Genomic DNA, 12462 nt, shown 5'->3' on the forward strand with positions numbered 1-12462 from the left:
ATTATCCCTTATTCTAACGCGATTATCGAAATAAATCTAGAAATGCGCTATAATTCGGGATAGAGGCTATTTTTGACAGCTACTATGTGAAACATGGGTAGGCGGATCCGTCTTTCCGTGAAAATCAATGAACCGAGGTGACTCCGCAATGATTTTCGACTCCTACGCGATGATACTGACCAGCAGTTCCCCCAGCAATTGGTTTATGAATACGATCGCATTCTGGACTTTTTTATTGCTTGGCAGCATGTGTATCGGTGGATTTTTCATGATGCGCAAGTTTTTAAAAGTACTGCCAAAAGCAGACGGAAAGTCCAAACTGGATTGGCAGAATTATTGGGTCGAAGCCAGCCGTCACTTGTGGACGGATGAAGCCAAAGCTTTTTTGGATCAACTCGTGGAGCCTGTACCTGGGCCATTTCGTGACATCGCCAAACATTCCATTGCTGCAGAGATCGGTAAAATTGCAGTTGAAGACAACGCGACGGAAGTATCGAGAGATCATTGCATTAAAGGATACATTATTGCCACACCAAAACGGGATAATAAGTTTTTGGTGAAATTTTTGGAGAAAAACAAAATCGATTATTCCCCTTATCAACATTTGATTAAATAAAATTCAAAGATGAGTTAAGCCATATATAGATTTGGTTAATTTACAGATATGCTCCGTCAGGTAAGTCGTTCCCAACAGGCATTGCTTACCGTCCGGGGCTGTTTGTCGATTCACGGGTGTATATCAGGGCAGTGAAAATACAGAGAGGATGTTTGATATGAAAATTGCCATTTGTGGAGGTACCGGATTTGTGGGAGGAGCACTTGTAGATTACTGGCTGCAAGCCGGGCACCATGTGAAAGTTATTACACGAAAACTGCCTGACTTGCATAATCCAAGTAAAAATCTTACATATATATCGTGGGAACAAGTCGAAGAACAACCTCACTTGCTGGAAGGTATGGATGCTCTCGTTAACCTTGCCGGAGAAACGCTGAATCAACGTTGGACAACCAAGGCGAAGCTGGAGATTGTTGAATCCAGAGTAACAACCGTAGCACGGGTAGCCCGATTGGTGGAATCTCTGGAACAAAAGCCGGAAGTAGTTGTTCAGGCTTCTGCCATGGCCATCTATGGAACCTCCCCTAATGAAACCTTCGACGAGAGCAGTCCGCAAAAATCCATGAACTTCCCGTCCCGGGTCTCGGAACAATGGGAAGTTGCTGCAGATGCAATCAAAAATGTAAGACTCGTTAAAATTCGGGTAAGTCTGGTTCTTGGACATAAAAGAGGGGCTTTTCCATTGATGAAACTCCCTTACATGCTGGGTTTTGGTGGCAAGATCGGCAGTGGTAAGCAATGGACTAGCTGGATTCACATTATGGATATCGTAAGACTCATTGATTTTAGCATTCAAAATAAACAGGTGTCAGGTCCGGTCAATGCTTCCTCACCGAACCCTGTCACCAATGATGAATTTGGTCGTACAGTAGGCAAGGTGTATCATCGCCCTCACTGGTTCCCCGTACCCGGTTTCTTAATTAAAACCTTAGTTGGTGAACTATCCGTTGTTCTGCTTCAAGGGCAGAGAGTCATTCCGCAAAAAGCACTCGACCACGGATTCCAATTCACCTTCCCTACCTTAACCCAGGCCCTGGAAGATCTGAAGCATCGCGGTTTATCTGACTGATTGAACTAGAGCTATCCAATTGACCGATAAGTGTAGACTGATTCCGCTAGTGTAAATGTGTCTCCATCCGCCAATGGGTACTCCTTATACGGAGCAAGAATATTGCCCTGAAGAATGGTTCCATTGACGGAACCCAGATCCTTAATGACATAGCCCGATTTGTTCCGGCTCAATTCCACATGAGCACGGGACACCCCGGTCGCTGTGTCCACCCACTGAACCATGTCTGCTGATCTTCCGATGACAAAAGATGCACCTTGCACATCCATCCGTTCATGTTGCTCACTGCTTCCCGATCTTCGCTCAAGATAATGAGACGCAATCACCGGGCCTTCCCCTGTAAAGCTACCTTTAGCCAGATTCTGCAAATTCACGGTTGCTTCTGCAACTGCATCATGTCGGATTAGTCCTGAAGTTGAAGCTATTGTTTCCACATGATGCTGAATGAACGGTGGTTCGGAATGTTCAGGTGCCCTATGCAGAGGTTGATAACGGGAATGCGCACTTCCTTCTAAAACCGATTCAGTCGCTTGTTTTACACGTTCCTCTTTCCTGTCAGCTATATTCCAACGCCAACTTTCCTGAAATTGTTCCTCTTCATCTTCCGTTTGCTTCCCTTTGTGCTTACCTAAATTGAATGAAAAAGATCGCTTTGTCTCTGATTCATTATGAGGGTTTCCCTTACGCTTCCACGTCCATCCTGCTACACCAAGCAAGCCAAGGCTTAGTACCATGCACAAGATCATCTGCGTCTGTCCCGGTTGCTCCATGTAAATAAACCTCCATACCAATGCCATGGCAACCATGCAGCCCAGTATGATATAAGTCACTTTGGAAGTTCCGGGCTTTTCCCCTACTTCCATATCATCAGGCTCTTTCGAATCAGAATCATACGGGTTACTTCGTCTCTTATCCATGGTGTTTGAGCTCTCCAATGAAGATTGCTCAGGCGAGCGCCTGCCTGAAATGGTTCGAGATCTCACCGGAATGTCTTCCCCTACGGATTCACTTGTTTTCTGCGTCTGACGAAAATTCAGCACAGGCTCCAAAGCAGCATTTTGAACGGGAGCACTGGGTTGATATGGCCGTGAATTACCAATGGCTTGTCTGCTATCCCGCTCAGAAATTGACGAATGCAGGCTACCTCTTGACTCATCAAGTGTTTCCGAAGTTCTGGACGAGAGAAATGCTGCGCCACCTCCACTCTCATGTTCGTCTGCGTATAACTCCAGCAGGAGCTCACGCAACTGTCTGATATCCCAGCGTTCGTTGTCACATAACTGCAGAACACGCTGAATGCCTTCTCCTTGAAGTTCCTGCACCTGAGCCATCAGCCTGATCACAAGCTCACGGAATTGCTGCGGCGTTGGATCAGCTTCAACCGTATCTACAATTGGTACATAGACCATCCCAAGCTCACCCTGTTCGAATGAACCGTTGATGAACAAGTACTCTTCCTGGATCAATAATTTACGAGGCTCCAGCATATATTGCCGGCATTCCATGAAGGCATCGGCTAGCTGGAACAACAGACCATACAGAACGCGCAACTTGATTTTGCTTGACTTTAACATCTGGGATAACATCTTGTATCCTGATATGTCGTACTGCAAAGTTACATTTCGATCTACCTCCCGAATATGAACAGGAAGAAGTCGCGGAATCTGATTGGAGGACAACATCCCCATTTGTACCCGGCTCAACTCCTCCATTCTTATACCGTCCTCTTTCTCCAAAACCATGAACGCTCCGCCGTTACGAATAAAATCTCTCGTTAATCCATACATGCCAATCCTCTCTTTCCATTGTTACTCTCATATTTCTTTACTCCTTCACTTAAGGGAACAGTCCTGGGATAAGCACTGTGATAAACCCAGGCAAGACGGCAAGCATAAATGGAAACTTCAATGTCTTCTCTGTATTCAGCAGTTTGAGGGAACCAAGCATGAAGAACCCGGCAAGATTGCCTGCCATGCCTCGAATCCGTTGTGCTGAGTCCTTCCGGAATAGAAGTATCACTAAACCAATGGCTCCTGCATACAAAACGGAGTAAATAATCACATGAATGCCAAAAGCAATTCCCGTCCATGCGCCAATCCCACCAAACAATTTCACATCCCCTGCCCCTACTGCGCCAATCGCATACATCAGAAACAAAATACCAAAACCTGCTGCAAATCCAGCACCGGAGAACAAGAAGCCATCCCAACCTCCCCATATGATATGGGCCAGTACACCTGCAACAGTCACGGGTAAAGTTAATCGATTTGGAATTTTCATGGATCGAATGTCAGTAATAAAAGCTGCAAGAATGTAAATGCCACAGGCTATGTAAAACCACTCCATCTCCATCGTCCCCTTCCTTATTTTCTGGAGGCCACGGTAAACGTAGTCTCCGTCATGGCACCATCCCCTGTCTCGACAACAAAACTCCATGTTCCTTCTGTTGTCCGAGTACCAACAAACCAGGTCCATTCAATCATGCCATTCTCATCTGCGGTGGCCCAGCCAATGTGCTTCGCAGAACTTTCACCTGACTTGTAAAATATCGTTAAGTTGGCTGTCGCTCCTGGTTCTACCTTCACCTTAATCGTTGCATTGTTGCCTATGTAAGCCGGGTCAGGCTTCGACAGTACCGTTGCTGAACCCGAAGTATCCCCGTCTCCTGCGCTGCCATCTGACCCTTCTCCGGTATCTCCAATCCATACCCGTTCTGCCGCAGCAGCCTGAATCCGAAGCGGTTTACTGAGAAAGGGGACTTTTACCGGCAATTCATAACTCAGTTCAAGTCGGAAATATGGATTTGTTTTGTTTTTGAGATCAGGTATCGAAATACCATTCACATGAACACGCTCCATATTCAGCAGAGTTGGCTCGATAAATGGTTGAAGCAGCGGTTTTACCGTGGGATCAAGTACAGTTTCCAAGACGGATGTTTTGATCTCCTGTAGTGGTTGTTCACCACTGGCCGCCGCTGAACGTACCCAATCACTTAGTGGCTCGGGTAGAGAAGAAGCATAATCTTCTGCCCATTCCGTCAGAGACAACTCCGGTATCTTCCACCCTTCTCCCGAGCCTTCGCCTCCAGCAGAATCAGAAGGTGTGAATGCAAGGGAAACGGGATATATTTTCGTTGATAATTGCTTCACCGCTTCCCCTGCTGTGCTCTGTAGCGCTGTGGAAATTAGAGTCATTTGCACAATGAAGATGAGAAACATGATAAAGAACAGAAAAACAGGTAACACCAGTGAAGCTTCCAAAACCATGCTTCCCTGTTCCTTTTTCGGAGAACATATCCGCTTATTCAGAGACTTCAAACGTTGCAATCTGATTATTCTGGTTAAACGAATCTGCATTTGTGCGCTTTCTTTTTCATATCGTTGCTGCTTATCCATAATCCCTCCACCGAAACGATCCTGATCATTCAATAGGAATAATCCGCCTTCCGCTCAATGAAAAATCGTCCATCTTCAACCTGGTCCGCACTACCCATCACTGCACCGATGCTTCTAACCACCCCTGGCAAAAACCACAGCTTGATGCTGCTGCGCATGTTACCCGAAGCGTATGTCTGTTTCTCATCTGGGTTCACACCCGTATTCAATCGAATTAACGCCAGCATTCTGGACATTTTGCGTTCATTGTTGCTGTGCATCAAGAGGAACAATCGAAGATGGTCCCTGTATGTCAATTTGACTTTGATATATTTGGACAATTCCACACTGCCCTCTTTTGCAAGTTTCACCATATCCGCAATAGCGTTTGTAATTCCATATAAGATGGCTGCCGACAATACCAAAAGTGGATTCCCCAGCTTGCTGTGCTCAATCAATCCTTCTGCGGTTCGAATAGCCAGGCGCATCCCGAAGATTTCCGCATACGCCGCAGCGATGTTACCTGAAGAATTATGAAATCCGTAAACGATATACTCTAATTCCTGATTCTCCAGTTTGAAGACATCACCAGCATCTCCACCACCTTCAGTCCAGGTAAATAGCTGACCAAAATCCATGGAATTGAAATAGGCTAGAGCGTATTCATTCTGGAACAATTCGTCACCCAGGCTATCCAGCAGACCTGACATCCCGCCAAACAAACTGTCCATTCCCTTCATGGCATCGCCACCAGAGTCATAGGGATCACCAGCAATCTCTGCTTTTTTGGTTTCCTCACGACTAGCCTCGTTAAACGCAATGTTAGCGTTGTAATATTCCTCCAGCTGTTTGAAAGCGTCCATGGAACCTGAACTTCCATTCTGAATCTGCGACAAGATTCGTTTGACTTCCTTTAATTTTCCTTTGGATTCCTTATCATTTGCTTTACGTTGTGCATCCGACCCGCGACCACTCTCCAGCTGTTGCTTACTCTGTTCGATGAGGTTGGCAGGACCGCTGCGCACATAGGTGTCCATATATCGTTCCGTAATCTGACTTGCCTGTCTGACCGCCGGTTTAATCGGAACACCAATCATACCCGTGACGCTGCGAAGCTGTGTATTCAATTCCATGTTGTCTCTTCTAACGTTAGAGAAGTCCGAATTCTGGGAAAGCACTCGTGCCTTCAACTGATCAAACAGGCTATCTGCCCTCACAAGCTCCGAAGCAAGAGATCGTGTACTTTTGGCTTCCGTGCCTGATCCTGTAGATGCAGGACTCGTTCCAGGCAGATTCGAGTTGCCGACGTTGTCGTAACTGGCATTCTCCGAACGGTTCTCCCCCTCCGCGATCACACGTTTCATTTCCTCATTGATCTTGCGTGCTTCCTCGATCTTGGACTGTGCTTCCTCCAGCTTCGTTTGGTGGGCCTGTAAAGCGGGCTGTATGATCATGCTGATGCCTGTGACCACATTCCCAACACCCGTCCGATAACGAGCCAGTTCCAATATGTATTGTTGCTCTCTGAACGGCAGTCCCTCATCTGACCTTTGCTTATTCAGATAATCTGCGTAACGTGCCGCTGCCTCTGCAGCTGTCTCTGGTGTATCTTCCAGCATCTCATCGTACATGGCCTGTGAGGGCGGGTCCATGATTAACTTCGGAAGATTCTTCAGCTTCTCGGCGGATTCCGTCTGATTGGCAATGACCTCATCCAGCAACTCTTCACGTTTGTCATATAACTTTTGTAATTTCTTCAGCAAGTCTACCGTGTGGGCAGCTTCCTTCATCTCATCCGACATCGGTTTGAACTTATTGATCACTTCAAGGGTAAAATCAACCGGAGCCCGATATTTCATATCCTCCTGAATCTGGCGATTAAATATATCGTATCTGCCCAGTTCACGCTCCATGCTCAGCGTAGTGGTATCCCACTGGATATCCAGAATGGGGAATCTGTCTTTTACAGACGAAGGCTTCACACTATCGTTTAGCACTTTCGCCATAATCGCATCCCCACTGCTGTCACCATACCCGAATAAACCATACTCCCGCAGGGAGGTGTCATAGGCTGACATGACGGATCTCATCGCAGCATGAGTCATGCGTTCGGTCTGCACCTTGAATGCCGCTATACGAGCGTAATCAATAAATATAGCGACAAACATATAAACTCCGGCCAATATTAATATTAAAAAAAGGGTTACGGCCCCCAACTCACCGTCTTTTTTTCTAAACAGCTCCGCCCTCCTCCTTTTCTCACTTTTTGCTTTTGCCAAAATGCTGCACAACCTGTCCAGCCTCTGCCGCTGTACTGGTCGCCGCACCACCCTTGCCTTTAAACTTGGCTGCGTAATAACGCACCAGATCTACCGTTCGAATGAATTCCACCGGTTCAACAACTGCGGAAGATCCTTGAGTGAGAACACGGTTACCTGAATCGAATAAAAAAGAAGGAAGAGGCAAAGAGATTACCTGATCCAGCTTGGTCGTTATCTTCCGCTGAATTAGAGAGTTCTGATACTCAATCGTTCCTTTCATGGCTGAAGGCATATGCTGCACCGCTAGTGCTAATTTCTGTTCCGGGAGACTTCCGCCTTCACCAGCAGGTACAGATACGCTAACCTGATTATCCGCTCCCGCCCAGCCAAACAGCGCTCCAAGCATCCGATCATCCGTCAGTCTCCAATACAGATTGTCATGTTCTCCAGCGACAAATTCACCTGTCATCGCCTGTTTGTGACTGTTGTCCCAGCTATAAGCTGCACGTTCGGAAGCTGCATAGGCATGTTGATTCAGGAAGGTCTTTTGATACATGTACATGGTAAAAAAGAGCAATAACACAAGAATAAACAGCACGACAGGGAAGATCAGGGAGGCTTCAACGGTGAAGCTCCCTTCTTCCTTTTTGAATTTGTTATTCGAAAAACTCATTACTTTTATCGCTAACATTCTTCAAAAGTCTCTCTACTAACGTCTTAATTTGGTTTTTAAATATCAAAGCAATAATGATAATAACCCCGATAATCAGAATCAACTCCAACGTGCCGAGACCATCCTCTTCCTTCCAAAATGCGTTACCCTTGTTTTTCAATACTTCCATCATCCCAATTCCTCCTACATATTCATCATCATAAAAGCAGGTGCCCCGATCATGACCACAATCGTAAAAAAGATCAGTACCATCGGAAACACCAGTTTGGAAGAAGCTTGTTCTCCCTTCGCCCGACTGACGGCCTTGCGTTTCTCCCACAACACATGTGAAAGATCCCGCAGCGCCAATACAAAGTCACCTCCCCCACGCCGGAAATTCAGCAGCACCGTTGTTGTAAAAATGGTCACTTCCTGTACACCGCAGCGGCGGCTGAACTGTTCAAGTGATTGTTGAAACGAGTAACCGTTATTCCAATCTCCCACGGTCTTTCTGAGTTCGTTGTACAGCGGATGATCCCGTTCCCCCTGGCTTGTGACACAGTGAACGATGGCACGCTGAACGGTCTCTCCTGCACCAACCAGCAGAACAATTCGATTTAACAACTCGGGCAGCTCCATAAGGATGTCCTGATCTCTCCGCTGAACCTTGGTATTGAGGTCTTTGTAGAGTGCAAAAGGTAAAGCTATTCCTAACGCGAGACCACCCACCATACCTCCGATGCCCATATCTCCAACGAGTGATAACAGGCAGCCCACCAGCAGCATAAGCCACGTATAGGTCAACATTTCAGCGCAATAGAGCATCGTTTTCTCCCCACTGTGCTGTATCCCATACATTTTCTGAATGGCATGTTGCATCCGAAACATAAGCACAGGCAATCTGCGTCCAATCTCGAACCTGTCCAATATAAACAGGAAAGGTCCATGCAATTTTTTCAATCGCAATCCTTCCATATCCAGCTTGCGCAAATGCCTGTAGGTCTGCCCCCGGGTTCGATCCAGCACCAGCCATCCCGCTCCGAGCATCCCTGCGACTATAACGGGAAGCAGCATCGTTTCAGCTCCTTATACTTTGATATCCATAATGCGATTAATCCACAGATAACAGCAGGCAAGTACTGCCAAGGCACCGCTAGAGATGAGGTAACCCATCCCGCTATATAACGGCTCCATAAAGTCCTTGGCGGTCAGATTGAGGAATATCAGAAAAATAAATGGTGCTGCAAACATCACCTTTGATTCGAACTTTTTCTGCGATACCGCGACCATAATATCCTGCTGAATATCCAATTTCTCACCAATCACCGCAGAGGTACGACGCACGACCTCAACCAAATCCCCGCCCGTTCGTTTACAAGTAATAAACACATCTGCAAAGTTCGTAATATCCTCAATCTGCGCCCGATCCGAAAAATCCTGTAATGCCTCTTCAATCGGTTGTCCATACTCCATCCGTGTCCGCAATATCGTGAACTCACGAATCAGATCGGTATCTGCTTCCGGGTTCAACATCCGCAGATCCTCCACAGATTCCTTGAATCCATTTTCCACCGATTTTCCTGCGGCAAGTGCTGAAGATAATGCATATAACGCTTGCTTAAAATGTAAACTGAGTGTCATTCTTTTTCGTTCCAACAGCACTTTAGTCCAATGTTTTGGTACCCATATGCAACCCGCAGCGAGGATTGCTCCAGCCAACCAGTGATGGTAGAACAGAATTCCGATGCCAAAAAACAGCAGACCGCTAATCAGCATACAGACCATTCGTTGTCTCCGGGAAAGCGTATATACGGTGTAATCCGTCAACATCTGTCTGGCTTCACCCAACAGTAATCACCTTCCAATGACTTTAATTCACGTTGTTATCTGATGAATTTACTTCAACACTATATTGTTCTATGTATCCATCCAGCCATTCCCCAAGCCCAGCCATCTGAATTTTATCCACCTGATTCAACTTTCCAACCTGTACTAGTCCACCAATAATTTTGCCTTCACGCTCTTCTTGTTCCTGGAAACGAAACAGTGGATTCAGCAAAACCGCACCGTTCTGCATGCCAATTACTTCACTAATCTCTGTCACCCTCCGTGAACGATCTCGCAGCCGGGACAGATGTACAAAAATATCGATTGCTGAACTAATCTGCTGCCTTACAACCGCAATGGGAAGATCCGCACCGCTGAGTACCATCGTTTCCAGTCTGCTAATCATGTCCGAGATGGTATTCGCATGCCCAGTTGACAAAGATCCATCATGACCTGTGTTCATGGCCTGTAACATATCCAGCGCTTCTGCGCCCCTTACCTCACCAATCACAATTCGGTTCGGACGCATCCGTAAGGAAGACTTGATCAGATCCCGAATGGATATCTGCCCCTTGCCTTCGGTGTTGGCATTCCGCGTCTCCAGTGATACCAGATTCGGTACCGTAACAATCTGTAGCTCAGCCGAATCCTCAATCGTTATAATCCGTTCATCAGCAGGGATAAACTGGGATAATGCATTCAGAAAGGTCGTTTTTCCCGATCCGGTCCCACCTCCAATGAAGATGTTGTATTTGCTCCGCACCAACTGCTGCAATAATTCTGCCGCTTCTTCATGCAGGGCTCCCTTTTCAATCAGATCGGACATGTTCATCGGTTCACTGGGGAATTTACGAATCGTCATCGTAGGACCTTTCAAGGCAATAGGAGGCAACACGATATTGACCCGTGAACCATCCTTTAAACGGGCATCTACGATTGGAGAAGACTCATTCACAATCCGGTTTACCCCGGACACGATCATCTGGATAATATCCTCGAGCCGTTCCCTGGACTCAAATTCGAGGGTGATCTGGCTGACCTTACCTTCCTTCTCCACAAAAATCTCCTTGTGACTATTGATCATAATCTCCGTAATATCGGGATGATCCACGAGTGGCTGCAAAATATCCAATCCACGAAAGGAGTCAAACAATCGCTGCACCAGCGTATGACGCTCTCCTGAGGTCAGATCATCCAGCTTCGGGTCAGTGAGAACTTTGCGTTCTATCCCCTGCCACAGTTCATCATCTCCTGCTGAAGAGGTTAAATCAAGGCCAGCCCTGACCTCCCTGCGCATCATCTGAAACTGTTCTTCACGATCCAATATTCGATTGGATTCATCCATCATAGTGCCCACCGATCCTGCTTCTGAATTCGTCCCGTCTGCTTCAATTCTTCTTCGCCATCTTGTACCAGCATGGCACATAATCTCTTCACTTCACGTTGGAAGATCGGAGAACTAAGCATGACTTCCTCCTGACTGAGCTGCTTCCAGGAAGGGATATAGGGTAACACTGCATCCAGATGCAGATCAGGGCGCGGGAGTGCATTGACGACATTGTCCCGATATTTGTTAACCACAAAGCGTGAACGGTCCAGCATACTTTCATACAAATCTGGCTTCGTACGCTCAGCATGCTGCAACCATTGTCCCCAGCGATGCATGGCAGATATATCATCCTCAACCAGCCAGACAAATGCATCTGCTGCATCCAGTACCCCTTCACTGCGCCCATCCCAACCGGAATCCCCGTCCAGAATCAGCACGTCATATTGTCCGCAATCCGTTAAAAAACGAAGCAGATTCGACGTATCTTCACGAGTCATTTGCAACAGTTCTTTCCGATTCAATAATGGCCAGAACATATCAGATTTCAGCGCTTCATGCCGGAGTACATATCCATCTACGCCCTTCGATTGCACCTGTAACTGCTTGCCGGATTCTTTCCTGCCCACCTTCAGATCGTATAACAGGCGCGACAATCCCGTTTCCGCATCCGGGTTACGCTGCCCGCTTCTGGTTAGTCCTTTTTCCAGAAAAGGGAGCGTACTGTCCATCGTCTCCAGATTCAGATAGAGAACAGCATAACCTGCAAGTCCCAATTGCTTCGCCATATGCAGGGCTACTGCCGTTTTGCCACTTCCACCCGAAGCGGATACGACACCGATGGAGAGTGTCTCTTGCCCCGGATGATGCATCTTCTTGCGGCGTGGCTGCCGGCAAGCATGCATCACAGCATCCAGCAAAGCAGGCAAGGGTTGGTATTTCATCAGCCGCTTGGCCTCATCCACCACTTCCATCCCTTCACTAAGCATTAGCCAAGGTACACCTGCTGCTTCTCCCCCGTTACTCAGCCAGTCATTCAGAAACTCCGGTTCCGCAATAACCAGATCTGGCAATTCCCGACCTTCTTGCTCATTCATATGATCCCTGAACGAATCTCCTCGAGAGAATGCCGTAAAGCGAACATGGAGACCCGACGAATTTCCCTGTACATAATCAAGCCAGGCGCTAATGTAATCTCTATCTTTTGAAACCAGAACTACCTTCAGTACAATCAATTTTTCTTTCCCTCCCTGTCAAAAAGCACAAAAAAAACACCGTCCAATAACCGCATGAATATGCAGTATATGGACGGTGCTTCCGTCACGTGCTATGAATG

General features: G+C 46.9%; 12 protein-coding genes. 2 read left to right on the forward strand and 10 right to left on the reverse strand.

The window, feature by feature from the left end:
• Positions 1-148 precede the first annotated feature (148 nt).
• Positions 149-616, forward strand: coding sequence for a DUF2621 domain-containing protein (locus ACE3K2_RS03900; RefSeq protein WP_176872741.1), 468 nt, complete (start codon positions 149-151; stop codon positions 614-616).
• Positions 617-773: 157 nt separating this feature from the next.
• Positions 774-1685, forward strand: coding sequence for a TIGR01777 family oxidoreductase (locus ACE3K2_RS03905; protein ID WP_421886966.1), 912 nt, complete (start codon positions 774-776; stop codon positions 1683-1685).
• 11 nt (positions 1686-1696) lie between these two features.
• On the opposite strand, the gene ACE3K2_RS03910 is transcribed toward ACE3K2_RS03905, so the two are convergent.
• The 10 genes from ACE3K2_RS03910 to ACE3K2_RS03955 all read right to left on the reverse strand — a co-directional run bounded on the left by ACE3K2_RS03910 (position 1697) and on the right by ACE3K2_RS03955 (position 12361).
• A complete protein-coding gene (locus tag ACE3K2_RS03910; RefSeq protein WP_421886969.1) occupies positions 1697-3472 on the reverse strand; it encodes a DUF6382 domain-containing protein in 1776 nt (591 codons plus the stop codon).
• A 49-nt stretch (positions 3473-3521) separates the two neighbouring features.
• Positions 3522-4031 (reverse strand): A24 family peptidase, encoded by a 510-nt coding sequence (locus ACE3K2_RS03915; RefSeq protein WP_421888322.1) that lies wholly within the window; start codon positions 4029-4031, stop codon positions 3522-3524.
• Positions 4032-4048: 17 nt separating this feature from the next.
• Complete coding sequence (locus ACE3K2_RS03920) at positions 4049-5080, reverse strand: pilus assembly protein (RefSeq protein ID WP_421888325.1); 1032 nt, start codon at positions 5078-5080, stop codon at positions 4049-4051.
• A gap of 29 nt (positions 5081-5109) precedes the next feature.
• The gene (locus ACE3K2_RS03925; RefSeq protein WP_421886972.1) at positions 5110-7227 is read right to left on the reverse strand and encodes a hypothetical protein; all 2118 of its coding nucleotides are present in this window, start codon (positions 7225-7227) and stop codon (positions 5110-5112) included.
• 91 nt (positions 7228-7318) lie between these two features.
• Positions 7319-8011, reverse strand: a complete 693-nt coding sequence (locus ACE3K2_RS03930; protein ID WP_421886975.1) for a TadE/TadG family type IV pilus assembly protein — start codon at positions 8009-8011, stop codon at positions 7319-7321.
• Complete coding sequence (locus ACE3K2_RS03935) at positions 7977-8165, reverse strand: Flp1 family type IVb pilin (RefSeq protein ID WP_421886978.1); 189 nt, start codon at positions 8163-8165, stop codon at positions 7977-7979. Before ACE3K2_RS03935 ends, ACE3K2_RS03930 begins: the two co-directional genes overlap by 35 nt.
• An 11-nt stretch (positions 8166-8176) precedes the next feature.
• Positions 8177-9046 (reverse strand): type II secretion system F family protein, encoded by an 870-nt coding sequence (locus ACE3K2_RS03940; protein ID WP_421886981.1) that lies wholly within the window; start codon positions 9044-9046, stop codon positions 8177-8179.
• Positions 9047-9058: 12 nt separating this feature from the next.
• The gene (locus ACE3K2_RS03945; RefSeq protein WP_091016179.1) at positions 9059-9802 is read right to left on the reverse strand and encodes a type II secretion system F family protein; all 744 of its coding nucleotides are present in this window, start codon (positions 9800-9802) and stop codon (positions 9059-9061) included.
• A gap of 40 nt (positions 9803-9842) precedes the next feature.
• Complete coding sequence (locus tag ACE3K2_RS03950; RefSeq protein WP_421888328.1) at positions 9843-11147, reverse strand: CpaF family protein; 1305 nt, start codon at positions 11145-11147, stop codon at positions 9843-9845.
• Positions 11144-12361 (reverse strand): ParA family protein, encoded by a 1218-nt coding sequence (locus tag ACE3K2_RS03955; RefSeq protein WP_421886984.1) that lies wholly within the window; start codon positions 12359-12361, stop codon positions 11144-11146. The genes ACE3K2_RS03950 and ACE3K2_RS03955 overlap by 4 nt, the downstream gene beginning before the upstream one ends.
• Positions 12362-12462 lie beyond the last annotated feature (101 nt).

It is taken from the genome of Paenibacillus sp. (assembly GCF_048976745.1).
In the GTDB taxonomy this organism is placed as follows: Bacteria; Bacillota; Bacilli; order Paenibacillales; family Paenibacillaceae; genus Paenibacillus.

Excerpts from the sequence above, each read along its gene's own strand:
- ACE3K2_RS03900 (WP_176872741.1), top strand. The coding sequence starts at position 149 with ATGATTTTCGACTCCTACGCGATGATACTGACCAGCAGTTCCCCCAGC.
- ACE3K2_RS03905 (WP_421886966.1), top strand. The coding sequence starts at position 774 with ATGAAAATTGCCATTTGTGGAGGTACCGGATTTGTGGGAGGAGCACTT.
- ACE3K2_RS03910 (WP_421886969.1), bottom strand. The coding sequence starts at position 3,472 with ATGTATGGATTAACGAGAGATTTTATTCGTAACGGCGGAGCGTTCATG.
- ACE3K2_RS03915 (WP_421888322.1), bottom strand. The coding sequence starts at position 4,031 with ATGGAGTGGTTTTACATAGCCTGTGGCATTTACATTCTTGCAGCTTTT.
- ACE3K2_RS03920 (WP_421888325.1), bottom strand. The coding sequence starts at position 5,080 with ATGGATAAGCAGCAACGATATGAAAAAGAAAGCGCACAAATGCAGATT.
- ACE3K2_RS03925 (WP_421886972.1), bottom strand. The coding sequence starts at position 7,227 with ATGTTTGTCGCTATATTTATTGATTACGCTCGTATAGCGGCATTCAAG.
- ACE3K2_RS03930 (WP_421886975.1), bottom strand. The coding sequence starts at position 8,011 with ATGTTAGCGATAAAAGTAATGAGTTTTTCGAATAACAAATTCAAAAAG.
- ACE3K2_RS03935 (WP_421886978.1), bottom strand. The coding sequence starts at position 8,165 with ATGATGGAAGTATTGAAAAACAAGGGTAACGCATTTTGGAAGGAAGAG.
- ACE3K2_RS03940 (WP_421886981.1), bottom strand. The coding sequence starts at position 9,046 with ATGCTGCTTCCCGTTATAGTCGCAGGGATGCTCGGAGCGGGATGGCTG.
- ACE3K2_RS03945 (WP_091016179.1), bottom strand. The coding sequence starts at position 9,802 with ATGTTGACGGATTACACCGTATATACGCTTTCCCGGAGACAACGAATG.
- ACE3K2_RS03950 (WP_421888328.1), bottom strand. The coding sequence starts at position 11,147 with ATGATGGATGAATCCAATCGAATATTGGATCGTGAAGAACAGTTTCAG.